A 23,849-nucleotide genomic window follows, 5' to 3' on the forward strand; every position below is an offset into this window, starting at 1 on the left:
CGGTCCGGTCTTCGACCCGGCCCCGCACGGCGGGACGACGGTGAGACCGGGTCACTGCGCCGGTCCGGTCTTCGACCCGGCCCCGCACGGCGGGACGGTGAGACCGGGTCACTGCGCCGGTCCGGTCTTCGCCCCCGCCCCGCACGGCGGGACGACGGTGAGACCGGGTCACTGCGCCAGTCCGGTCTTCGCCCCCGCCCCGCACAGCGGGACGACGGTGAGGCCGGGCCTCGGCGCAGCCGCCCGGATCGCCGCCCAGCAGGCCACTCCGGTGGACTCCACGAAGAGGCCGCGGCGCGCCAGATCCTTCTGGGCGTCGCGGATCTGGTCCTCCGTCACCGTCAGGAACGTGCCGCCGGTCTTCCGTACCGCCCGCAGGATCTGGTGGGCGCGGGGCGGCGCCGGGATCGCGATGCCCTCGGCGAGGGTGGGGCGGACGGGGAGGGCCTCGCCCAGCTCCTCCGCGCCCGCGTGGAACGCCGCGGCCAGCGGGGAGACGGCCTCCGCCTGGACGGCGACGAGGGCGGGGTGGTTGTCCGTGAGTCCGTGGCGGTGCAGCTCGTCGAGCGCCAGGGAGGCGCCGAGGAGCAGGGTGCCGTTGCCGACGGGGACGACGATCGTGTCCGGGAGGCGGCCGCCGAGCTCCTCCCACAGCTCGTAGACGTAGGTCTTGGTGCCGTGCAGGAAGTACGGGTTGTGGACGTGCGAGGCGTAGAAGGTGCCGGGCTCGTCGGCGGCCGTCCGTGCGGCGCGGGCCGTGGCCTCGCGGTCGCCGGGGACCTCGACGACCCGGGCCCCATGTGCCCGGATCTGCTCCAGTTTCTTGGGCGAGGTGCCCTCGGGGACGTACACGAGGCAGTCGAGTCCGGCCCGCGCGCCGTAGGCGGCGACGGCCGTGCCCGCGTTCCCGCTGCTGTCGGCGACGATCCGGCGGAGGGTGCCGTTCCCTGCGAGGCGGAGGGCGTGGGCGGCGAGCATCACCGCGCCGCGGTCCTTGAACGACAGGGTCGGCATGAGGAAGTCGAGCTTGGCGGAAACCGATCCCTCCTCCCCTGCCTCCAAGGGGACGAGGGGCGTACGGCCCTCCCCGAGGGTCACCTCGGGCGCGTGCGGCATCGGCGGCAGCGCCTCCTCGTAACGCCACAACGAATTTCGTCGTGACGCGAGTGACGTGAGGGGAACCGGCTCACCCGCGAACTCCAGGTCCCAGGGGCCGCGGCACTTCGGACAACACCAGGTGAGGGCGTCCGTCGGCGAGTGAACCCGGCAGCGAGGGCACGCGTAGGCGGTCATGAAGATCAGCATGTCAGTTGTGTGGCGCGGGTGTTGCGGGCCGTCGGAAGCCCTTGTGAGATTCCTATGGATCAGTCAATCTTTCGCTCGGCAGCCGGATGTCCGAGGCGGCGTGGAGCCACGTTGCTTTGTCATGTCCCTGCTAATCCCCCACAGCAACGCACCACCAATGAGGAGGACCCCTCACATGTCAGTGATGCGTGAATCACGGCGTCGAATAGCCACCGCCGCGGCCGTCGCCGTCACCGCCCTCACCCTCGGCACCCTCTCCGCCCTCCCGGCCGCCGCCTCACCGGCCGCCCCGGAGGGCGTCATCGAGAACGCGGGAGCCGAAGGAACGATCGCGGGCAGCTACATCGTCACCCTCGACGAGTCGGCGCAGGCGGAGACCGCCAAGGGCCGTGCCGTGGCCGCCAGGTTCGGCGCGAAGATCAAGCGGACGTACACCTCGGCGATCAACGGATACTCCGTCGAACTCTCCGAGGCGCAGGCGAGGAAGCTCGCGGCCGACCCCGCCGTGACCTCCGTCGTCCAGAACCGCGTCTTCACGGTCGACGGCACGCAGCCGTCCCCGCCGTCCTGGGGCCTGGACCGGATCGACCAGAAGGCCCTTCCGCTGAACCAGAGCTACACCTACCCGGACACCGCGGGCCAGGGCGTCACCGCGTACATCATCGACACCGGCGTACGCATCACCCACAGCGACTTCGGCGGCCGCGCCTCCTACGGCTACGACGCCATCGACAACGACAACACCGCACAGGACGGCCACGGGCACGGCACCCACGTCGCCGGTACGGTCGCGGGCACGTCGTACGGCGTCGCGAAGAAGGCGAAGATCGTCGGCGTCCGCGTCCTCGACAACTCCGGCTCCGGCACGACCGAGCAGGTCGTCGCGGGCATCGACTGGGTCACGCGGAACGCCGTGAAGCCGGCCGTCGCCAACATGAGCCTCGGCGGCGGCGTCGACACCGCCCTCGACACGGCCGTCCGCAACTCGATCGCCTCCGGCGTCACGTACGCGGTCGCGGCGGGCAACGACAGCTCCAACGCCTCCAACTACTCGCCGGCGCGCGTCTCCGAGGCCATCACCGTCGGCTCCACGACCAGCACCGACGCCCGCTCCAGCTTCTCCAACTACGGCACGGTCCTGGACATCTTCGCCCCGGGCTCCTCCATCACCTCGTCCTGGAACTCCAGCGACTCCGCCACCAACACCATCTCCGGCACGTCCATGGCGACCCCGCACGTCGCGGGCGCCGCGGCCGTCTACCTCGCGGGCAACCCGACGGCGACCCCCGCGCAGGTCTCCACGGCCCTGACGACCGCCGCCACCCCGAACGTCGTCACCAACCCGGGCTCCGGCTCCCCGAACCGGCTGCTCTACGTCGGCGGCGGCACCACCACCCCGCCCGGCCCGAAGTTCGAGAACACCGCCGACTTCGCCATCGCCGACAACGCGACCGTCGAGTCCCCGGTCACCGTCAGCGGCGTCACCGGCAACGCCCCGGCCGCCCTCCAGGTGCCGGTGAACATCGTCCACACCTACATCGGTGACCTCCAGGTCCAGCTGATCGCCCCCGACGGCTCGGCGTACACCCTGAAGGGCTTCGGCACCGGCGGCAGCTCGGACAACATCAACACCACGTACACCGTGAACGCCTCCTCGGAGGTCGCCAACGGCACGTGGAAGCTCCGGGTCACGGACAACGCGAACGCCGACACCGGCAAGATCGACTCCTGGGGCCTGCAGTTCTGACCTTCTGACCCCGGTCCCGGCGGTTCGTGAGCAGGACCGCTCGTGAGCGGTGAGGGGCGGTCGCCCGAAGGCGGCCGCCCCTTCCGTCATGCGTCCCCGCGTCCGTACCCGTCCCCGTACCCGTCTTCGTCCTCGGCCCCGTCCGTCCAGTCGTCCATGGAGTCGTCGTCCTCGTACGGGACCGGCTCGGCGACCCAGCCCGCCGACAGGACCAGCCGCGAGGTCCGGTGGACGGCCAGGAAACCGAAGGGGCGGTCGATGTCCAGCTCGACCGAGCGGACCCGGTACGGAGTGTGGGGGATGCCGGTCGCCAACCCCAGGGACGACACCGAGCCCGCCTCGAAGCCCCGTGCGTCGAACCGGGCCACGGCCGCCTGACGGGCCCCCTCGACCACGAGCGGGCTGCCGCTCATCCCGGGGAACGGCGCCGGATCGAGCGCGCACGCCGCGGTGAGCCCGAACACCCCCGCGTGGGCGAGCAGATCGTGGGACGCCGTGAGAGAGAACGGCGACGTGGAGACGGCCAGCGAGGGCTCGCGGCTCGTGCTCGGCCGGATCTCGATCCGCAGCCCGGGGCCGGGCGTTCCGAGCGGCAGCAGATCGCCCGGCACCGCCTTCCGAGCCCCCGACAGGACCTCGACGCCCGCCGCGAGGACGGCTCCGCCCGCCGCCGACTCCGGGCCGAGGAGGAGATGGACGTCGACCCCGGTGTTCCCGAGCACGCGCAGCACGGTGAGCGGACCGACGGCCGTCTCCGCCACGCCGACCCGGTCGAGCAGCGCGGTGCTCCGGTGGAGCCCGGCCAGCTCGCGCCCCGCCCAGGGGCCGGTCTCCGGTGACATCCAGCCCGCGTGGAAGGGCTGGAGCCACCGTGTCCGCAGTGCCTGGGCGACCGCGAGGACGAGGTCCGTGCCCTCGTGGACCGTGACCGGCATCGAGCGGATCAGGCCGCCCGTGTGCTCCGCCGCCCATGCGTCGAGCCGGCGCTGATCGGCCTCGGCTCCGGTGCCGTCGCCGCCGAGCCGGCCGAGCGCCGTCTCCGGCAGTCCCGCCCGCCATTCCTCCCGCAACTCCAGGTCGTGGCGCGTCCAGAGGCCGACGGCCGCCGCCGAGCCCCGTATCCGGGAGAGCGCGGCGAGCAGACCGCGGGCGGCCCCGGCCGCCTCCCCCGCCCGTATCCCGAGCGCCTCCTCCAACTCGGCGCGGGCGGGGCCGGCGGCGGCGTCCGCGAGGAAGCCGAGAAGCGGCCAGAGCCCGGCGGCGGAGAGGACGGTGCCGGAGGGGGCGGCGGCGCACGGTGGTGCTTCGGACGCGGCGGAGCCGGAGGGGGCCGCGTCGGAGGGGGCCGCGTCGGACGGGGCTGCGGGATCGGGGGTCGCGGGACCGGGGGTCGCGGCGCGGGCCCATCGGGCGGTGAGGCGGTTGACGGCTCGTACCGTCGCTGCCGGGATCGTCGGAGTTGTCCCCCGCATGTCGCCCCCTCCACCCGGCCGCGTACGATGCGCGACCGATCGTTTGTTCGCGTCGTTCGCCCCGAACAGGAGCACCGTACCCGTGGAGCCGACCCCGCCGACCCCACCGCCGTCGTCCCCTCAGGGCGGCCCGCAGCAGGGGGGTTGGCCCGCGCCGGGGCCGTACACCTCGCCGGGGATGCCGTACTCGGCCGGCCCCTACGCCGGGACGCCCGGCGGACCCGGCATGCCCGGCGTCGGTCCGTACGGGCAGCCGCCCCGGCGGACCACCAACGGGCTCGCCGTCGGCTCCCTCGTCTCCGGCATCGTCTGCTGCCTGCCGCCCCTCGGCCTGGTGCTCGGTCTCGTAGCCCTTCCGCAGATCAGGAAGCGGGACCAGGCGGGCAAGGGGCTCGCCGTCGCGGGCATCGCCCTCTCCGTCGTCAGCTCTCTGCTGCTCGTGATCGGCATCGCCACCGGCGGCATCAGTACGTTCTGGGGCGGCTTCAAGGAGGGCGTCGACGAGGCGGCCCGTTCGAAGTCCCCGTTCTCGCTGCGGACCGGCCAGTGCTTCACCCCCGACGGCAAGCTGGAGGAGTACGCGACGGACGTCACCGTCGTCGACTGCGACCGGCCGCACATCGGCGAGGTCACCGGCGGCTTCAAGGTGACCGGCTTCGACAAGTGGCCCGGTGAGGACGCGATCGACAGGATCGCGGAGAAGCGCTGCGAGACGGTCAACGGCGGTTACACGCTGGACACGTGGGCCGTTCCCGCGGACGTCTGGCTCTACTACTACCTTCCCAGCAGCCAGAGTTGGCGTCTCGGCGACCGCACGGTGACCTGCGCGTTCGCAAGCGAGAAGAAGCCGTTCAGCGGCTCCGTGCGCTCCGACGCGACCCTGCTCACCGACGACCAGGAGTCCTTCCTGAAGACCGTCAACCCGATCGAGACGGTGACGTACCGGGAACCGGAGGAGGACCCGGACGAGGACTTCACCGCCAACAAGGTGTGGGCCACGGAGCTCCTCGGCGCGATCAACACGGCGTACGCGGGACTGGGGCAGCGCACCTGGCCCGCCGAGTCGGCCCCGTCCGTCGCGGCGCTCCGGAAGGAGCTCGCGGCGGCGTCGAAGCAGTGGCTGAAGCTGGCGACGGCGGCCGACGCGGACGCCTACTGGGAGGCGTACGACCCGGCGTGGGAGGCCCTGCCGGAGGACCTGGGCGCGGACGCGCGCACCGCGCTCGACCTGACCGGCACACCGCCGGCCGGTGCGGCGGGCGAGGGCACCTCCGCCTGAGCCGGCGCGCCTGCTGGCCCCGTAGCGGACGTCGTGCGCCCGCATACGCGGACGGTCGTACATCCGCATGCGGGGACGCCGTGCGCCCGCGTACGCGACGGTCGTGCACCCGCGTACGGGAGACGGGGCCGGGCCTCCCTCGGGAGGCCCGGCCCCGTCGTCTGCGGACCGGGCGGTGGTCCGGGGGAGCGGCGGCCCGTGACCGACCGCCGCTGCCGGTCCACCGCGAGCGGCGGGGCCGGTCCGCGGTTCGGGGGCCCCGGCCACCGCCGGACGGCGGCCGGGGCGGGGGTGTCAGCGCCGGGTCAGGCCCCGGTCGATGGCGGTGATCAGCTCACCGTCCGCGGTGTCCCCGTCGAGGGACCAGATCATCGCGCCGCCGAGCCCGTTCTGCCGGACGTAGGACGCCTTGGTGCGCAGCACGGTCGGGTCGTCGTACGTCCACAGGTTGGTGCCGTCGAAGAGCCAGGCGTGGCCGTTGCGGTAGCCGCGGTGGAGCTTGTACGTCCCCGAATCCGACAGCTTCTTCAGGTGCTTGTAGTCCTCCGAGCCGGCCACCCAGGTCGCGGGAGCGGGGCCGGTCGCCGGCTGGCCGAGGCCGTCGCCGCCGCCGGTGACGCCGGTCCAGCCCTGGCCGTAGAACGGCATGCCGACCACGAGCTTGTGGGCTGGGGCGCCGCGCCGCAGCCAGGCCTTGACGGTCTGGTCGACGCTGAAGTCGTTCTTGGCGAAGAGCGCGGACTGCTGGGCGGTGGTCATCTCGCCGGAGACGTGGAAGTCGTAGCCCTGGAGGTTCACGAAGTCGAAGTCCCGCATGATCTTGGAGACTTCGAAGCCCGCGTCGATCTTGGCGGGCGCGGTGGGCACGTACGCGCTGAGCTCGTAGTGCTTGCGCTGCGCCCTCGGGAGCGAGCGGCCGTAGGCGTCGAGCTGGGTGCGGAACTCGCGTACCAGCTTGGTGAAGTTGGGCTTGTCCTCGGGGCGGATCACGTTCCCGGGGGCGCCGTCCGAGCCGGGCCACTCCCAGTCGAGGTCGACGCCGTCGAAGATCCCGGCGGCGGCTCCGGCGCCGCCGCGGCTGCCGTCGACGGGCAGGTTGCCCTTGATGTACGTGTCGATGCAGGAGGCGACGAGCGTCTTGCGGCCGGCGTCGGTGCGCACCGCGTCGGAGAAGTGCGCGGAGCCGGTCCAGCCGCCCAGCGAGATCATGACCTTGAGGCCGGGGTTCTCGGCCTTCAGTTCGCGCAACTCGTTGAAGTTTCCGGCCAGTCGCTGGTCGGCGGTGTCACCGACGCCGTCCACGGAGGTGGCGGCGTCGACCGGGCGCACGTAGTCGGCCCACGGGTCGGAGCCGGGTGCGTTGCCCATCAGGCACTTGCCGTCCGAACCGATCACGCCGAAGGCGTAGTTGATGTGGCTGAGCTTGGCGGCGGTACCGCTCGTCTCCAGGTCCTTGACCTGGAAGTTCCTTCCGTAGATGCCCCATTGGGTGAAGTAGCCGATGCGCTTCAGCTCGGGCTTGTGCCCGTTCGGCTGGTGCGCGTCGGCGGTGGGGGCCAGGGTGGCGAGGAGACCGAGAGTGGCCGCGGCGGCCGCACCGAAGGTCAGCTTGGTCATGGCTCTGGGACGCATGGGCTCGTTCCTGTGCGAGGCGGGATGGCGCGTGCGGTGGAGCGTGCGGAGGTCGCGCACGGTGGGGAGCACGCGTGCGCGGTGGAACGTGCTGAGCAGGAACGTATTGGTCTGTACCAATGCAGGTCAAGAGGGTCGACGTCGCCTACTCGGGGTGACCGCGGGTAGCAAGAGGTGTGATCTCGGAGTCATCACTTCGAGTGAAACTCTGGCCCATGCTTGCGGATCGCGACCGACGGTTGCCAGGCTGTAGCTGTAAGTCAACCTGAGGGGAGTGTCCAGTGACGTTCGGTGAGCAGCCCGCCTATCTGCGCGTGGCGAGCGATCTGCGGGAGAAGATCGCGAACGGCTCGCTGCCGCCGCATACCCGTCTCCCCTCGCAGGCGCGCATCCGCGAGGAGTACGGGGTGTCGGACACCGTCGCGCTGGAAGCCCGCAAGGTGCTCATGGCCGAGGGGCTGGTGGAAGGGCGCTCCGGCTCGGGCACCTACGTCCGGGAGCGTCCGGTGCCGCGCAGGATCGCCCGCTCCGGCTACCGCCCCGCGTCGGGCGCCAGCCCGTTCCGGCAGGAGCAGGCGGCCGATGGGGCCCGCGGTACGTGGGAGTCGAACAGCGAGCAGGAGCCGGTGAGCGGCGAGGTGGCCGAGCGGCTCGGCATCGAGCCGGGGGAGCGCGTGATGCGCACGCGGTACGTGTACCGGGACGGCGGCGAGCCCATGATGGTCGCCACCTCCTGGGAGCCGCTCGCCGTCACGGGCCGGACGCCGGTCATGCTGCCCGAGGAGGGCCCCCTGGGCGGCTGTGGTGTCGTCGAGCGGATGGCGGCCATCGACGTGGTCGTGGACAACGTCGTGGAGGAGGTCGGCGCCCGGCCCGGCCTCGCCGAGGAACTCCTGGCGCTCGGCGGGGTGCCGGGTCATGTCGTGATGGTCGTGGAGCGCACGTACTACGCGTCGGGGCGGGCCGTCGAGACCGCCGACGTCGTCGTCCCGGCCGACCGCTACCGCCTCTCGTACCACCTGCCGGTGCGGTGACCGTTCGGCGGACCATGCCGTCCGGGCGGTGTGACCTCGAGTCGACGGGCCGTCAACTCCCGTAACCCCGGTGCAACCGCTCCCCGTCGCCGTCCGTCACGACCGGCTCCTGCCTTCCCCGTCGTCGGTACCGACGCCCAGGCCTTCGCCACCTTCATCGCTGCCGGTCACTCCCTCGTCCTCTGCCCCCTCGTCGCCCGGGCCACCCGGGGCCGCCGCTACCTGGCCCGCCCGACACCGTGAACGGTCCGGCCGCCGCTGTCGTCGACGATGTCGTCACCGATGTCGTCGACGAGCGGGCGACCCGCACCTGCGCGGAGTGCGAGACCGCCTGCGAACTCCCCGACATCGCCGACTGCCCGGTGCGGTCCGGCCCGGTCTGCTCCCTCTGCTGCTCGCTCGACGCCTGCTCGCTCGACGCCACGTGCGGCGACGCCTGCCGCAAGGGTCCCGAGAGCGCCGACGGTCCCGTCCTGCCGCCCGTACCGACCGTGCCCGGGGCCGGCCCCCGGGGCGTGACTTCGGCCTCCCTCCGTCGGTTCCCGGCCGATCCGTATCTCTTTGTGCAATTCCGTATCCGCTGTGTGAAGGTCAGGCGTAAGCTCCGGCATATGCGGATTGCGGTTTCACGGAGATCCTCAACGGCGCCCGGACCGGCGGAGGGAGAAGCCAGATGACCGAGAGCGGCCCTGTCCTCGCCTGGCTCGTCATTCGGCAGGACGACAACGGCAACCGCTACCGGGTGGGGCGGTACGCGACCGAGGACGAAGCGCAGAAGATCGCGGACAGCCTCGACGACCGCGGCCACAAGCAGCTGTACTGGGTCGAGCGCATCAGCAGCCCCGCGCTCTGAGCCCGACGGGCACCGGCCGGGCCGGGCTACGCTCGCGCCCATGACCGAACGCACCACCGACCCCGCCGCGCCCCAGGAACCCGTCGTGGTCGTCGTCGCGGGCGCCCTGTACGACCGGGGGCGGCTGCTCGCCGCACGCCGCAGCGCCCCCGTCGAGCTCGCCGGTCGCTGGGAACTGCCCGGCGGCAAGCTCGAACCGGGCGAGAGCCCCGAGGAGGCCCTCGTCCGAGAGCTCCGCGAGGAGCTCGGCGTCGAGATCGAGCCGGGCGAGCGGATCCCCGGAGAGTGGCCGCTGAAGCCCGGGTACGTCCTCCGGGTCTGGACGGCCCGGCTGTTCTCGGGCGAACCGCGCCCCCTCGAGGACCACGACGCGCTGCGCTGGCTCACCCGGTCCGAGCTGGACTCGGTCGACTGGCTCGACCAGGACCGCCCCGCTGTCGCCGAGGCCGCCCGGAGGCTCCCCGCGACACCCGGCACCGGAGCGCGCGGCTGACTTTCTACGCCGTTCGTGCCACCGTGCGCCCGCTGCTGCGCCCAGCGCGATATCCCGCCCTATATTCCGGGTATGTCCTGATTGACCCGTTGAAAGAGGACGTGGGCCTTCCTGCTGACGCACGGCTGGGGAAGTGATCGGGTGTGATCGACACCGACGGCGACCGCGCCGAGTGGAACTTCCCGGCGGAGGCCAACGCCGTGCGCACGGCTCGCCATGCCGTGCGCGAGACGCTGCGCGCCTGGGACCTCGACTCGGCCCTCGGCGATGTGACCGTCCTGCTGGTCAGCGAGCTGGTGACCAACTCCCTGCGGTACGCGTCCGGACCGATCGGGGTCCGGCTCGTCCGCCCCCGGTTCGACGGCAGCGACCCCACCCACCAGCCCGCGCTGCTCGTGGAGGTTTCCGATCCGCTTCCGGATCCCCCCACCGCGCGTGCCCCCGGACCCGAGGACGAAGGGGGCCGCGGACTCGGTCTGGTGGCCTGTTCCGCACGCCGATGGGGCACCCGTAAAGGAAGGACCGGCAAAACCGTATGGTTCGAGCTGGCTCTCCCTGGTGAGTAAACAGGGTGGGACAACGATCACCGGCACTCGGCGCGAAGCGAACGAGACCACCCTGTGATCGTGAACGTCGTGCCGCCGGGGCCTGCCGTATTGAATACTGCGGGCATGGCCGGTCCGGTGCGGTGAGCTGGAGGGGACGGTCGCGTGAGCGAGATACCTGAGAAGGCGAGTGGCGGCGTCGTGTGGCAGAGCAGCCCGCCCGGCTCCATCTATGACTACATCCGGGTGGCGTCCTTCTCCATCGGGCCCGACGGACTCGTCGAGCAGTGGAGCCGACGGGCCGTGGACCTCTTCGGGGTCACCGCGGCGGAGGCCAGGGGCAAGGACCCCGTCGAGGCCTTCATGCCCGCCGACCTGCGCGAGCGCGGTCACCGGCGGGTCCGGGAGATCCTCGACGGCAAGGAGTGGACAGGCCTCGTCCCCTTCCGGATCCCCGGCGACGACCGGCCCCACGGCATCGCCGAGATGTACGTCATGCCGAGCGAGACGCAGACCGGTGAACGGGCTGCGCTCTGCATCGTCGTCGACGTCCGCGCCCTGCGCCGCATCGAGACGGACCTCGCCGCCTCCCAGGCGATATTCGGCCAATCCCCCTTCGGGTTTCTCCTCTTCGGCACCGACCTCACCGTGAAGCGGGCCAACCGGCGCTTCGCCACCGTCTTCGGCGGCTCCGCCGACGACCACCGCGGCCGCACCGTCCACGACTACCTCACCCTGCCCGAGGCCGACCGGATGACCGCGGCCCTCCGCGGCGTCCTGGAGACCGGGGAGTCCGTCACCGACTTCGAGATCGTCGGCGCCGCACCCGGCTCCCGCGACCGCCGCCACTGGTCCATCAACCTCTACCGCGTGCACAGCGGATCCGGCCGCCCGATCGGCGTCGCCGGCCTCGGCATCGACGTGACCCGCCGCCACAGCGCCGCCAGGGAAGCCGCCAGCGCCCGCCGCAACCTCGCCCTGCTCAACGAGGCGGGCGCCCGCATCGGCAACTCGCTCGACCTGGAGGCCACCGCCCGCGAGCTGCTCGACGTCGCCGTCCCCGGCTTCTGCGACCTCGCCTCCGTCGACCTCTACCAGGGCCTGCTCACCGGCGACGAGGCACCGCCCGGCCGATGGGGCAGCTCCCACGACGTCGGCTACGGGGCCGGCAGCGCCGAACTCCGCAGGGTCGCCTTCGCCAGCGCCGTCTCCGACACCCCCCTGAGAACCGACGAGGGCCACGGACCCGGCAGCGGCTGTTGCGGACCCGAACCGATCGAGGTCGGCGCCGTCCACCGCTACCCCTTCAACTCGCCCTGCGCCGGGGCCCTGCGCACCGGCCGCCTCCGCACCGTCTCCGGAGCCGACGGCGAACTCGTCCAGACCACCCTGGTCGTCCCGATGGTCGCGCACGACACCGTCGTCGGACTCGTCCAGTTCTCCCGCACCAAGGGCAGCGAGTCCTTCGGGGAGCGCGACCGCGCCCTCGCCGTCGAACTCGCCGCCCGCGCCGCCGTCTGCATCGACAACGCCCGCCTCTACCGCCGCGAGCACGAGCGGGCCCTCATCCTCCAGCGCAGCCTGCTCCCGCCCGGCGACCCCGAGGCCGCCGGTCTCGACATCGCCTGCCGCTACCTCCCCGGCACCGCAGCCACCGAGGTCGGCGGCGACTGGTTCGACGTCATCGAACTCCCCGGCCACCGCACCGCCCTCGTCATCGGGGACGTCATGGGCCGGGGCCTGCGCGCCGCCGTCGCCATGGGCGAACTGCGCACCGCCGTCCGCACCCTCGCCCAGCTCGACCTGGAACCGGCCGAAGTCCTCTCCCACCTCGACGAGATCGCCCGCGGCCTCGGCGCCCCCATCGGCGCCCAGCAGTCCCGAGGTCACAAGTCCCGCGGCCCCGAACTCTCCGAGGTCTACCTCGCGACGTGCGTCTACGCCGTCTACGACCCGGTCACCCGTCGCTGCACCTTCGCCAACGCGGGACACCTCCCGCCGGTGCTCGTCGAACCCGGCGAAGAGGCCCTGCTGCTCGACGTACCCCCCGGGATGCCGCTCGGGGTCGGCGGCGAACCCTTCGAGGAGGTCGAGGTCGAACTCCCCGAGGGAGCCCTCCTCGCCCTCTACACCGACGGGCTCGTCGAATCCCGCGACCATCCCCTCGACGAGGGCCTGAGCGCCTTCCGACGCGCCCTCACCGACCCCGCCCGCCCCCTGGAGGACGTCTGCGACCGGGTCCTGACCAGCCTGGAGACCGGACACGGCGAGGACGACATCGCCCTCCTCATGGCCAGGATCCAGGGACTGCCCAGCGAGGCCGTCGGCGACTGGCGGCTGCCCAGGGAACCCCGCTCGGTCGGCCGGGCCCGTGAACTCGCCCGCACCCAGCTGAAGGCCTGGGACCTCGAACCGCTCGTCGACACCGTCGAACTCCTCGTCAGCGAGCTCGTCACCAACGCACTGCGCTACGGCGAGGGCGAGATCCGGCTGCGACTGCTCCGCGACCGCACCCTCGTCTGCGAGGTCTGGGACTCCGGCCTGGTCCAGCCGCGGCGCCGCCGCGCCAAGGACACCGACGAGGGCGGCCGGGGCCTCCAGCTGGTCGGGCTGCTCAGCTCCTCCTGGGGATCGCGCCGCACCCCGCGCGGCAAGACCGTCTGGTTCGAACTGGCCTTGCCGGACGGCGAGGGAGCGGCGGAACCCACGGTGGAACAGCTCCTCAGCATGTTCTGACGCCCGCCGCACCCACCGGATCAGCCCTTGAGCGCCGCCAGCCGGGCCTCGATCTCCGCGCTGTCGCCCAGCGCGTCCAGCTGCTCGAACTGGGCGTCCAGGGAGGAAGCCGCGAGCTCCTGCTTGCCCATCGCCCGCGCCTCCTCCCGGCGCACCTTGTCCTCGAACCGGCTCAGCTCGCTCGTCGGGTCGAGCACGTCTATGTTCTTCACGGCGTCCATCATCGTGTTCTGCGCGTGCGCCGACCGGGCGCGGGCCACCAGCTCGTCGCGCTTCGCCTGCAACTCGCCGAGCTTGGCCTTCATCTGATCGAGGCCCGTCCTGAGCTTCGACACCACCTCCGTCTGCGCGACGATCGTCGGCTCCGCCGTCCGCGCCTCCTTCTCCGACTGGAGCTGACGGCCGAGCGCCACCTTCGCCAGATGGTCGAAGCGGTCCGCCTCCGCGGACTGCCCGCCGCTCCGCAGCTCGTCGCCCTTCCGGCTGGCGGCCAGCGCCTTGCCGCCCCACTCCTTCGCCGCCTCCACGTCCTCCTGGTGGTCCTGCTCCATCAGCCGGAGGTTGCCGATGGTCGCGGCCACCGCCTCCTCCGCCTCCGCGATGTTGCCGGAGTAGTCGCGGATCAGCTGGTCCAGCATCTTCTGCGGGTCCTCCGCCTGGTCCAGCAGCGCGTTGATGTTGGCCTTCGCCAGCTGGGTGACCCGGCCGAGGATGGTCTGCTTGCTCATGGCTCTTCTCCTTGAGAGGGACAGAAAAGGGGAGGACGCGCATCGCGCCGCCCTCAGAATCGGCCTCCGCCGCCCCGCCGGCCGCGCGTGCCGCTGCCGCCGAAGCTGCCGGGCCCGCCGCCGAGACCTCCGCCCCCGAACCCCCCGCCCGAACTTCCACCGAACCCCCCATGTCCGCCTCCCCTTCCCCCGCCGAACAGCCCGCCGAGGATGATGCCGCCGAGCACCGCACCGCCGAGCCCGCCGCCACCGCCCCCTCCTACCCCTGATACACCGCCCAGGCCGTTCGGGTTCCCATACCTCCGGACGTCCTGCTCGGCGAGGTCCTGCGCCCGCCGGGCGAGAGCGTCCGCCTGCTGGGCCTCCGCGAGAGCGGCCTGCGGGTCGTCGGCCTCGGCCAGCACCCGCGCCTTCTCCCAGCGACGCCGGGCCTCGGCCAGCCGCGTACGGGCCTCACTGCCCACCGCGCCCCGGTGGGTGGTGAGGTAGTCCGAGGCCGCCCCGATCGCCGAGCGCGCAGTCAGCATCGACTGGTCGAGGAGCGCGCGGGCGCGTCGGCCGCCCGACTCGCGCTCCCGCGCGCCCTCCAGCGCCTCGTCGAGCACGGCGTCGGCCTCCTCCACCCGGCGCAGGGAGTCGAGCGGGTCGTACCGTCCGGTGTCCATGACCCGCCGCACCTCGCCGAGCACCGATTCGGCGCGGGCGATCCGGCCCCGGAGATCGGCCGTCGACCCCTCGGTCGTCCCTTGCAGCAGCCCCCGGGCCTCGGCCAGGTCGGCGTCCGTCTCCGACAGGGCGCCCGGCAGTTTGCCGACCGCCTCGGCCAGTTCCTGCGCCCGCCGGTCCACCGCCTCGACCAGCCGGGCCGCCTGGTCCACGGCACCCTCGGCGGCCCGGATGTGGACGGCGGCCCCGCCGTTGTCACCGTCGTCGATCCGCTGCCGGGCCTGGTCGATGCGGGTCGTCGCGAAGACGAGCCGGTCCTTGGCCTGTTCGACGTCGCCTGCGACGGGCGCGGCGGCCGTCTCGGCGTACCTCTCGCGCATCGCCGTCAGGGCCGCCTCGGCCATGCCCATCCGGCCGTTCTGCTCCCGGACGGCGGTCTCGACGGTGGCCAGCGCCTCCGGCGCGGTCCGTTCCAGGGCCCGCAGCCGGTCGAAGTCCTCGCTCTCGGCGTCGAGGCGGGCGTCGGCCTCCGCGCAGCGCCGCAGGATCTCCTCCAGCATGGTCCGCCGGGTCGAGTCGTCCTCGGGGAACGCGTCGTCGAGCTTCTGCCGCAGCCGGAACGAGGCCGTCAGCTGCTCCTCGGCGAAGGCGACCGCCTCGGTGAAGGGACGGACGGCCTCGTCGCCGAACTGGGCGGTCGCGAAACCGAGTTCCTCCTGGCTGGTGCGGACGGCGTCGTCGGTGGCCACCAGTGTCCGCCGGGCCTGGCCGTCGAGCTCGTCGAGGGACGGCGGTGCGGGTCCCTTCGGCGGGCCCCAGCCCTGCCCGCCCTGCGGCGTGGTGCGGGTCCCGGTGCGCCGGCGCCGCTTGGCGAACGCGTAGGCCGCCACCGCGCCGGCGCCGCCGACCAGGACCACCGGCAGGACCAGATCGGTCGCCGAGGCGCCGTCGTCGACCGCGCCGCCCGGATCGGCGGGGCCGGGGGTGACGGCCGGAGCGGGAACGGGCTGCCCGGCGAGGACGGCGGAGTAGCCGTCGGCCGCGCCGATCGCGGCGCCCGCCCAGTCGTTCTGCCGCAGAGGCGGTTCGATCGCGGTCCTGGCCACGTCGTCGAGCTGCCCCTGGGTGAGGCGCGCGTCAGGGTCGGCGGAGTAGCCGTACCGGCGGTCGTGGGTGGCGACGGCCAGCAGCACGTCGTCGACCCCGAGCCCGTTGCGCTCGGCCGTGGCGTCGGCCCAGTCCTGGCCCGTGCGGCCGGAGAAGTCCCGTACGTAGACGACGAAGAGCTGGATCCGCCGGTCGTCGTAGAGCCGGTCGAGGGCCTGGACCACGGAGGCGCGGCGGTCGCCCAGCGCGTCCACCCGGTCGGTGATCTGCCCGTCCCGGGACAGGTCGACGGGGTCGTCGGCACGGGCACCGTGAACGGCGGGCACGAGGATCCACCACGCCGCCACCAGCACCGCGAGAAGGGCTCGGGTGGCTATTCGCGTCACAAGGGGGAGGTTATGTCCGTGTATGCCGCCTCGCGACCGGACGGCCCGGCGGGGCAGGAGTGTCATCCAGGCCCCACGGAAACCATTCTCCACAGGCCTGCGTCACTGTCGGTAGCCGCGGCTACGGTGAGAAGCGGCGGGACACGTGACACGACGGCACGAGGGGGCTCGGGTGAGTGGACGACTGAGGGGAATGTGGCGACGGGGGCGCTGGTTCGTGCTCGGTCTCGTCCTCGTCCTCGTGGTGCCCCCGCTGTTCGGCGCCCTCGCCCTGCGCGTCAGCTACGCGGGCGACCTCAGGGACGACGCGAAGACCCGGGACAAGGACGCCATCTGGCTCGGCCACGCCTGGGCCGACGGGCGGAAGAAGGACGCCGACCTCGCCGCGTTCGCCGCCCGGATCAAGGACACGGGCATACGCGACCTGTACGTCCACGCCGGGCCTCTGGAGCACGACGGCACCCTGCCCGCAGCCAAGTACCCGCGCGCCAAGTGGTTCATCGACGCCGTGCACCGCACGATGCCCGGGATACGGGTGCAGGCCTGGCTCGGCGACGTCCTGGCCAACGACGGACCCGACGGACTGCACCTCGACGAGGCCGGGACCCGTGCGGCCGTGGTGACCTCGGCCCGGCAGATCCTGGACGTCGGCTTCGACGGGGTCCACTTCGACCTGGAGCCGCTGCTCTCCGACGACGCCGACTACCTCTCCCTTCTCGACGACCTCGGGGAGGTAACCCGGCCGCGGAAGGCGCAGCTCTCGATCGCCGCCCACCAGATAGACCCCCTCCCCGGCCTGCACTCGGCCAACAGCCTGCTCACGGGCAAGGAGAAGTGGTGGTCGCAGGAGTTCTTCGGCCAGGTCGCCCGGCGCGTGGACCAGATCGCCGTCATGTCGTACGACACGTGGATGCCGCTGGAGAGCCTGTACGGCGGGTACGTCGCCCAGCAGACCAGCCTCGCCCTCGAAGTGACCCCCGAGTCGACCGACCTCCTGATGGGGCTCCCCTTCTTCCACGAGGACGACCTCGGCCACCACGAGAACGCGGAGACCGTCGAGGCCGCCGTCCGGGGCGTCCGGCTCGGCCTCGGGCGCACCGACCCCGACCGCGCACGGTTCGGGGTCGCGCTGTACGTCGACTTCGCCGCGGAGGAGGGCGACTGGGCGGCCTACCGCGCCAACTGGCACTGAGTCCGGCGGGCATGACGTCACGACCCGGGCACGACGCCACGGTGCCGGTGCCGGCGGGGCATCAGCCCGCGGGGCATCAGCCCGGTACCGGCCCTACGTCGTCCGCCGCCGCCTGATCGTGTTGCCGAGCCACACCAGCGGGTCGTACTTCCGGTCCACGACCCGCTCCTTCATCGGGATCAGGGCGTTGTCGGTGATGTGGATGGACTCCGGGCACACCTCCGTACAGCACTTGGTGATGTTGCAGTAGCCGAGTCCGTGCTCCTCCTGTGCCGTCCGCCGCCGGTCGAGGCCGGCCTCCTCGGCCGCGTCCAGCGGGTGCATGTCGAGCTCCGCGACCCGCATGAGGAACCGGGGCCCGGCGAAGGCCTCCTTGTTCTCCTCGTGGTCGCGCACCACGTGGCAGGTGTCCTGACACAGGAAGCACTCGATGCACTTCCTGAACTCCTGCGAGCGCTCCACGTCCTCCTGCCGCATCCGGTACTCGCCGGGACCCACCCCGGCCGGCGGCACGAAGGCCGGGATCTCCCGGGCCTTCGCATAGTTGAAGGACACGTCCGTGACCAGGTCGCGCACGACCGGGAAGGCGCGCATCGGGGTCACGGTGATCACCTCGTCCCGGGCGAACACCGACATCCGGGTCATGCAGAGCAGCCGCGGCCTGCCGTTGATCTCGGCCGAGCACGAACCGCACTTGCCCGCCTTGCAGTTCCACCGCACCGCGAGATCCGGCGTCTGGGTGGCCTGCAGACGGTGCACCACGTCGAGGACGACCTCGCCGTCGTGGACCTCCACCGTGTAGTCGGTCAGTTCGCCGCCGTCGGCGTCTCCCCGCCACACCCGGAACCGCGCGTCGTAGGTGCTCATGCGCCGTGCCCTCCTTCCAGGCCTTCCAGCTCGTCCTCGGCGAGGTACTTGGCCAGCTCCTCCTGTTCGAACAGCGCGAGCAGATCGGGCCGTACGGGCTCCGTACGGGTCCGTTCGAGGGAGATCCCGTCGCCGTCCAGACGGCACAGCAGGTTCACCGGGCGCCAGGCGCGGTCCATCGCCGGGTAGTCCTCGCGGGTGTGTCCGCCGCGGGACTCGGTGCGCTCCAGGGCGGCGCGGGCCACGCACTCGCCGACGAGCAGCATGTTCCGCAGGTCGAGGGCGAGGTGCCAGCCGGGGTTGAACTGCCGGTGGCCCTCCACGGTGACCTGCCGGGCCCGTTCCCGCAGGGCGGCGATGCGTTCGAGTGCCTCGGCCATCTCGCCCTCCCGCCGGATGATCCCGACGAGGTCGTTCATGGTCTGCTGGAGCTCCTGGTGGAGGGTGTACGGATTCTCCGGGGCATGCCCGTCGGGGGGACCGAACGGAGCCAGCGCCTCCGCCGCCGCGGCCTCGACGTCGGCCGCCACGATCCCGCCGCCGACCCCCGACAGCGCGTACTGGGCCGCGTACAGACCGGCCCGCCGGCCGAAGACCAGCAGGTCGGAGAGGGAGTTCCCGCCGAGCCGGTTGGAGCCGTGCATGCCGCCGGCCACCTCACCGGCCGCGAACAGTCCGGGCACCCCCACCGTCGCCGCCGTCTCGGAGTCGACGTTGACCCCGCCCATCACGTAGTGGCAGGTGGGGCCCACCTCCATGGCCTCCGCCGTGATGTCGACATCGGCCAGCTCCTTGAACTGGTGGTACATCGAGGGCAGCCGCCGCTTGATCGTCTCGGCCGGCATCCGGGTCGACACGTCCAGGAACACCCCGCCGTGCGGGGACCCGCGTCCCGCCTTCACCTCGGAGTTGATGGCCCGTGCCACCTCGTCGCGCGGCAGCAGCTCGGGCGGGCGGCGGTTGTGGTCGGGGTCCTCGTACCAGCGGTCGCCCTCCTCCTCCGTCTCCGCGTACTTCTCCTTGAAGACGTCGGGGACGTAGTCGAACATGAAGCGCCGGCCCTCGGAGTTCCGCAGGACCCCGCCGTCCCCGCGGACGGACTCGGTGACGAGGATGCCCTTCACCGACGGCGGCCAGACCATGCCGGTCGGGTGGAACTGCACGAACTCCATGTTCACCAGGGGTGCGCCCGCGAGCAGGGCGAGCGCCTGCCCGTCGCCGGTGTACTCCCAGGAGTTCGACGTCACCTTGAAGGACTTGCCGATGCCGCCGGTCGCGAGGACGACCGCGGGCGCCTCCAGGACGAGGAAGCGGCCGCTCTCCCGCTCGTAACAGAAGACCCCGGAGACCCGGCCGTCCCCGTCCTTGAGGATCCGGGTGACGGTGAACTCCTGGAAGACCTTCAGCCGGCCCTCGTGGTCGCCGGTCTCTCGGTGGTCCTCCTGCTGGAGTCCGACGGACCTCTGCTGGAGGGTGCGGAGCAGTTCGAGGCCGGTGCGGTCGCCGACGTGCGCGAGCCGCGGGTACTCGTGGCCGCCGAAGTTGCGCTGCGAGATCCGGCCGTCGGGGGTGCGGTCGAACAGCGCGCCCCAGGTCTCCAGCTCCCAGACCCGCTCGGGGGCCTCCTGGGCGTGCAGCTCGGCCATCCGCCACTGGTTGAGGAACTTCCCGCCGCGCATCGTGTCGCGGAAGTGGGTCTTCCAGTCGTCCTGCGGGTGCACGTTGGCCATGGAGGCGGCGATCCCGCCCTCGGCCATCACGGTGTGGGCCTTGCCGAAGAGGGATTTGCAGATGACCGCCGTACGGGCGCCCGCACGGCGTGCCTCGATCGCGGCCCGCAGCCCGGCGCCGCCCGCGCCGACCACGACCACGTCCCACTGCTCTCGCTCGACGTGCGTCATCTCAGAAGAACCTCGGGTCGTCGAAGGTGCCGGTGGCGAGCAGGTACACGTACAGGTCGCAGAGGGCGACGCTGATCAGGGAGGACCAGGCGAGCAGCATGTGGCGGGCGTTCAGCCGGCCCACCCAGGTCCACAGCCGGTAGCGGACCGGGTGCTTCGAGAAGTGCTTGAGCCGTCCGCCGACGATGTGCCGGCAGGAGTGGCAGGAGAGGGTGTACGCCCAGATGAGGGTGATGTTGACGAGGAAGAGGAGCGTCCCGAGCCCCGCGTGACCCCAGGCGTAGTCGGCGTTCCGGAAGGTGAGCACCGTGTCGTACGTGAGGATTCCGGCCACCGGCAGCGCCGCGTAGAAGAAGTACCGGTGGAGGTTCTGCAGGAGCAGCGGGAAGCGGGTCTCGCCGGTGTACGACGTGTGGGGCTCGGCGACCGCGCAGGCCGGGGGAGAGGCCCAGAAGCCGCGGTAGTACGCCTTCCGGTAGTAGTAGCAGGTCAGCCGGAAGCCCAGAGGGAAGACGAGGATCAGCAGGGCGGGGGAGAGCCCCCACCAGCTGCCGAAGATCTCCCAGTTCGGTCCGCCCTTCATGGGGACGCAGTTCTCCGCCAGACAGGGCGAGTAGAACGGCGAGACGTAGGGGGCGGCGTAGTAGTCGGCGTTGGCGAAGGCCCGCCAGGTCGAGTACGCGACGAAGGCGAGCAGTCCGGCGGCCGTCGCCGCGGGGGAGAGCCACCAGCGGTCGGTGCGCAGATGCCGGGCGGCGATGGCGGCGCGCGCCGGGGAGCGCACCCCCGTGGCGGATCCGGGCGGTTCCGTACCTGTGGCCAACAGGCCCTCCTACGGTCGGTTGCCGGTACGTCCAGCGGGCTCGGCGTCCTACGGCGCGCGGGGCGTCCTACGGCGCGTGGCGGTCGCGCGCTCCCAGTCCCTCGTCGTCCGTGTCCGTCCACAGCTCGCTGTCGTACGGGGTGTCGGGGATGGTCACCAGGTTTTCGGCGCGTCCCGAGGCCAGCGCGGCGGGTGCGCCCCGCTCGGCCGTGACGGAGCGCTCGAGCTGTCCGACGGTGCGGACCAGGTCTTCGAGGCAGCGCTTGACGGCTGCCAGATCGTCCTGCACGGACATGGTTGCCCTCACTTCCGCGAGCGGCTTCGGCAGGAGTGTCGCGCGTCACATTCCCGCTTGGGAAGCCATGTGCACGGGATTCCACTCGTCCGGAGCGCTCCTGCTCCGGCGGTTGGGCCGCACGAGTGGGGTTTTCCGGACGTGCCGCCGTGTCGCCGTGGCCGGATCCGCTCCGTCCTTTTCAGTGTATGAGCAATAGGTGTGATCATCTCCAAATGGAATGAATCTGGACGAAGGGGTACAAGTCATGTCCCAGATCGGCGCCCCTCGCGGGAGGACATGCTCCAGGAGCCCCCGCTCCCGCACGCTCCGCTCCGTCGCCACCCTCACCAGCGCCGTCCTCGCCGTCGCCGTCCTCGCCGGGTGCTCCGCGGACGAGGCCGACGAGGCCCGGGCCGCGGCCCAGGACAACGCGCCCGCCGCCCGCGACAAGGTCGCCGACGGAGGCACCCTGCGCTGGGCGGTCGACGCGCTTCCCACCACCCTCAACACCTTCCAGGCCGACGCCGACGGCACCACCTCCCGGATCGCCGGGGCCGTGCTCCCCGCCCTCTACACCATCGACGAGCGCGGCCGGCCGCAGCGCAATCCCGACTACCTGGAGTCCGCGCAGGTCGTCGAGACGGAGCCCAAGCAGGTCGTCCTCTACAAGCTCAACCAGCAGGCGGTGTGGAGCGACGGACGCGAGATCGGGGCGCCCGACTTCGTGGCCCAGTGGCGGGCGCTGAGCGGCCGCGACACCGCGTACTGGACCGCGCGGAACTCCGGCTACGAACGGATCGAGAAGATCGAGCGGGGCAAGAACGACCTGGAGGTACGGGTCACCTTCTCCAAGCCGTACGCCGACTGGCAGTCCCTGTTCACCCCGCTCTACCCGAAGCAGGTGATGGGCTCCCCGAACTCCTTCAACGACGGGGCCCGCACCACCCTCAAGGCCACCGCAGGACCGTTCCTGCTGAAGGCGATCGACCGCAAGAACGGCGATGTCACCCTCGCCCGCAACCCCCGCTGGTGGGGACAGCCCGCCAAGCTCGACACCATGGTCCTCAAGGCCGTCGCCCGCGCCGACCGTGCGGACGCCCTCGCCGCCGGCACCCTCGACCTGGCCGAGATTGATCGGTCCACCGCCGAACGCATCTCCCTCGCACTCCGCGACGCCCGCGCCGGACGCAACGGCGCCCAGGCCGCCCTCGCCCACGGCCCCGGCTCCTCGATCACCCCCTCCAAGGCGCTGAAGTCCTGGGCGCTCGCCCACGGCTCCGACGAGGGGAAGGCGCAGGAGATCCAGGCCGCCCGCGAGACGAACCAGAAGGCCGTCGCCGCGTACGCGACCGCACAGGACACCCTGGCGAAGTACGTCGTCCGCAAGTCCCTGGAGCCCGCCTACACCCAGCTCTCGCTGAACGGCGAGTCCGGGCCCCTCGCCGACGAGCGGGTACGGCGCGCGGTGGCCCGCGCGATCGACCGCCGGGAACTGGCCGAATCCGTACTCAAGCCGCTCGGCCTCCCCGCGGACCCCCCCGGCAGCCACCTGGCCCTCGCCGGCCAGGCCGCGTACGCGGACAGCAGCGACGCCCTCGGCAGCCAGGACACCGCGGAGGCGCGGGCCCTCCTCACCGACGCGGGCTGGGTCCCCGGAGGCGCGGCCAGGAAGCCCGCGGACGCGGGCACCAAGGCGGGCAGCGAGGCCGAGAAGAAGGCCGCGGAGCAGAAGGCCGGTGAGAAGGAGAAGGCCGGCGTGGAGGGCGCCAAGAAGGACGCGGCCAAGGACGACGCCGCCAAGGACGGCGCCGACGCCGAGAAGCAGGCCCCCGACACCGCCTCCGACGAGGGCCTCTACATCGTCGGCGACGACAAGCCGGGCGAGCGACGGGCCGCCCCCGCCCCCGTCATCGGTGCCGGCGGCCCCGAGAACGGCACCAACATCCTCGCCCCGGCCCCCGCGGCCGCACGCCAGAGCGCCGCGCTCCTCGCCCGCGCCGAGGCGCTCGACACCGGTACGGGCGCCGGCGCCCACGTCGCCCAGACGGTCCCGCGCACGGACAAGGGCGTCGCCGGGGCCTACGCCCCGCTCGGCACCGCCGCCCCCGTGACGGCGCCCGAGGCGAGCAAGGCCCTCGGCAAGGACGGCAAGGCGCTCAGCCTCCGCTTCGTCCTGCCGTCCGGACCCGGCTCGGAGTCGCTGCGGGCCGTCGGCGACCGCATCGTCCGGATGCTCGACGCGGTCGGCATCCGTACCGAGGTCACCAAGGTCTCCGACGACAGCTTCTTCAAGGACCACGTCGCCTCGGGCGACTACGACCTGGCCCTCTACTCCTGGCCCGCCTCCGCCTTCCCGGCGACCGACGCCCGCCCGATCTTCGCCAAGCCCGAGCCCGCGTCGGACGGCTCCCTCCTGGTCGAACAGAACTACTCGCGGGTCGGCACCGACCGCATCGACCAGCTCTTCGACCAGGCGGCGGGGACACTGGACGAGGAGGAGGCCCGGGAGCTGGTGCGCCAGGCCGACGCCCGGATCTGGGCCGCCGCCGGCTCCATTCCCCTCTACCAGCGCCCGCAGCTCGTCGCGGCCAAGGCGGACCTGGTGAACGCCGGCGCCTGGGGCCTGGCAGGCCCCCGCTACCAGGACATCGGCTTCAAGAAGCGCGAGACGACCGAGGGCGCCGAGCGCACCCCCTGAGGCCACCGGGCCGATCACCGGGGGCACCGAACGCATGGAAAGCCCCTGAATGCCCTGAAACCGCAGGTCACAACCTCAGAACCAGCTCAATTTCCTTGCCCGCCGGTG

General features: G+C 72.2%; 18 protein-coding genes. 9 read left to right on the plus strand and 9 right to left on the minus strand.

Features of this window, described 5'->3' with window-relative positions; all coding sequences use genetic code 11:
- Positions 1-168 precede the first annotated feature (168 nt).
- The gene (locus ACZ4XX_RS10040; RefSeq protein ID WP_468507460.1) at positions 169-1,305 is read right to left on the minus strand and encodes a threonine synthase; all 1,137 of its coding nucleotides are present in this window, start codon (positions 1,303-1,305) and stop codon (positions 169-171) included.
- A 175-nt stretch (positions 1,306-1,480) separates the two neighbouring features.
- Here ACZ4XX_RS10040 and ACZ4XX_RS10045 point away from each other — a divergent pair, with 175 nt between their 5' ends.
- Entirely contained in the window at positions 1,481-3,052 is a 1,572-nt protein-coding gene (locus ACZ4XX_RS10045) for a S8 family peptidase (RefSeq protein WP_468507461.1), read from the plus strand.
- A gap of 86 nt (positions 3,053-3,138) precedes the next feature.
- Here ACZ4XX_RS10045 and ACZ4XX_RS10050 read toward each other — a convergent pair whose 3' ends face one another.
- Positions 3,139-4,524 (minus strand): serpin family protein, encoded by a 1,386-nt coding sequence (locus ACZ4XX_RS10050; RefSeq protein WP_468507462.1) that lies wholly within the window; start codon positions 4,522-4,524, stop codon positions 3,139-3,141.
- Between the two features lie 178 nt (positions 4,525-4,702).
- On the opposite strand from ACZ4XX_RS10050, the gene ACZ4XX_RS10055 reads away from it, so the two are divergent.
- Complete coding sequence (locus ACZ4XX_RS10055; RefSeq protein ID WP_468507463.1) at positions 4,703-5,803, plus strand: DUF4190 domain-containing protein; 1,101 nt, start codon at positions 4,703-4,705, stop codon at positions 5,801-5,803.
- 294 nt (positions 5,804-6,097) lie between these two features.
- On the opposite strand, the gene ACZ4XX_RS10060 is transcribed toward ACZ4XX_RS10055, so the two are convergent.
- Positions 6,098-7,435, minus strand: a complete 1,338-nt coding sequence (locus ACZ4XX_RS10060; RefSeq protein WP_468507464.1) for a glycoside hydrolase family 18 protein — start codon at positions 7,433-7,435, stop codon at positions 6,098-6,100.
- A 281-nt stretch (positions 7,436-7,716) separates the two neighbouring features.
- Here ACZ4XX_RS10060 and ACZ4XX_RS10065 point away from each other — a divergent pair, with 281 nt between their 5' ends.
- From ACZ4XX_RS10065 to ACZ4XX_RS10085, 5 genes are all read left to right on the plus strand, one after another.
- Positions 7,717-8,469, plus strand: a complete 753-nt coding sequence (locus tag ACZ4XX_RS10065; RefSeq protein WP_468507465.1) for a GntR family transcriptional regulator — start codon at positions 7,717-7,719, stop codon at positions 8,467-8,469.
- Positions 8,470-9,142: 673 nt separating this feature from the next.
- Positions 9,143-9,322, plus strand: coding sequence for an SPOR domain-containing protein (locus ACZ4XX_RS10070; protein WP_468507466.1), 180 nt, complete (start codon positions 9,143-9,145; stop codon positions 9,320-9,322).
- A 40-nt stretch (positions 9,323-9,362) separates the two neighbouring features.
- Positions 9,363-9,815, plus strand: coding sequence for a (deoxy)nucleoside triphosphate pyrophosphohydrolase (locus ACZ4XX_RS10075; RefSeq protein ID WP_468507467.1), 453 nt, complete (start codon positions 9,363-9,365; stop codon positions 9,813-9,815).
- A 143-nt stretch (positions 9,816-9,958) separates the two neighbouring features.
- Positions 9,959-10,381, plus strand: a complete 423-nt coding sequence (locus ACZ4XX_RS10080; protein ID WP_468507468.1) for an ATP-binding protein — start codon at positions 9,959-9,961, stop codon at positions 10,379-10,381.
- A gap of 144 nt (positions 10,382-10,525) precedes the next feature.
- The gene (locus ACZ4XX_RS10085) at positions 10,526-13,096 is read left to right on the plus strand and encodes a SpoIIE family protein phosphatase (RefSeq protein WP_468507469.1); all 2,571 of its coding nucleotides are present in this window, start codon (positions 10,526-10,528) and stop codon (positions 13,094-13,096) included.
- A 20-nt stretch (positions 13,097-13,116) separates the two neighbouring features.
- Here ACZ4XX_RS10085 and ACZ4XX_RS10090 read toward each other — a convergent pair whose 3' ends face one another.
- Together ACZ4XX_RS10090 and ACZ4XX_RS10095 are read right to left on the minus strand one after the other, a co-directional pair.
- Positions 13,117-13,824 (minus strand): PspA/IM30 family protein, encoded by a 708-nt coding sequence (locus ACZ4XX_RS10090; protein WP_468507470.1) that lies wholly within the window; start codon positions 13,822-13,824, stop codon positions 13,117-13,119.
- 53 nt (positions 13,825-13,877) lie between these two features.
- Positions 13,878-15,983: a TPM domain-containing protein gene (locus tag ACZ4XX_RS10095; RefSeq protein WP_468507471.1), complete on the minus strand. Its 2,106-nt coding sequence runs from the start codon at positions 15,981-15,983 to the stop codon at positions 13,878-13,880.
- A 193-nt stretch (positions 15,984-16,176) separates the two neighbouring features.
- On the opposite strand from ACZ4XX_RS10095, the gene ACZ4XX_RS10100 reads away from it, so the two are divergent.
- Entirely contained in the window at positions 16,177-17,175 is a 999-nt protein-coding gene (locus ACZ4XX_RS10100; RefSeq protein WP_468507504.1) for a glycoside hydrolase family 18 protein, read from the plus strand.
- Between the two features lie 93 nt (positions 17,176-17,268).
- Here ACZ4XX_RS10100 and ACZ4XX_RS10105 read toward each other — a convergent pair whose 3' ends face one another.
- The 4 genes from ACZ4XX_RS10105 to ACZ4XX_RS10120 form a co-directional block, all read right to left on the minus strand.
- Positions 17,269-18,042 (minus strand): succinate dehydrogenase/fumarate reductase iron-sulfur subunit, encoded by a 774-nt coding sequence (locus ACZ4XX_RS10105; protein WP_468507472.1) that lies wholly within the window; start codon positions 18,040-18,042, stop codon positions 17,269-17,271.
- Positions 18,039-19,943, minus strand: a complete 1,905-nt coding sequence (locus ACZ4XX_RS10110) for a fumarate reductase/succinate dehydrogenase flavoprotein subunit (protein ID WP_468507473.1) — start codon at positions 19,941-19,943, stop codon at positions 18,039-18,041. Before ACZ4XX_RS10110 ends, ACZ4XX_RS10105 begins: the two co-directional genes overlap by 4 nt.
- 1 nt (position 19,944) lies before the next feature.
- Positions 19,945-20,766 (minus strand): hypothetical protein, encoded by an 822-nt coding sequence (locus ACZ4XX_RS10115; protein ID WP_468507474.1) that lies wholly within the window; start codon positions 20,764-20,766, stop codon positions 19,945-19,947.
- Positions 20,767-20,833: 67 nt separating this feature from the next.
- Entirely contained in the window at positions 20,834-21,061 is a 228-nt protein-coding gene (locus ACZ4XX_RS10120) for a hypothetical protein (protein WP_468507475.1), read from the minus strand.
- 247 nt (positions 21,062-21,308) lie between these two features.
- Here ACZ4XX_RS10120 and ACZ4XX_RS10125 point away from each other — a divergent pair, with 247 nt between their 5' ends.
- On the plus strand, positions 21,309-23,741 hold the full coding sequence (locus tag ACZ4XX_RS10125; protein WP_468507476.1) for an ABC transporter family substrate-binding protein: 2,433 nt from the start codon (positions 21,309-21,311) through the stop codon (positions 23,739-23,741).
- Positions 23,742-23,849 lie beyond the last annotated feature (108 nt).

Source organism: Streptomyces sp. NPDC029956 (genome assembly GCF_055574655.1).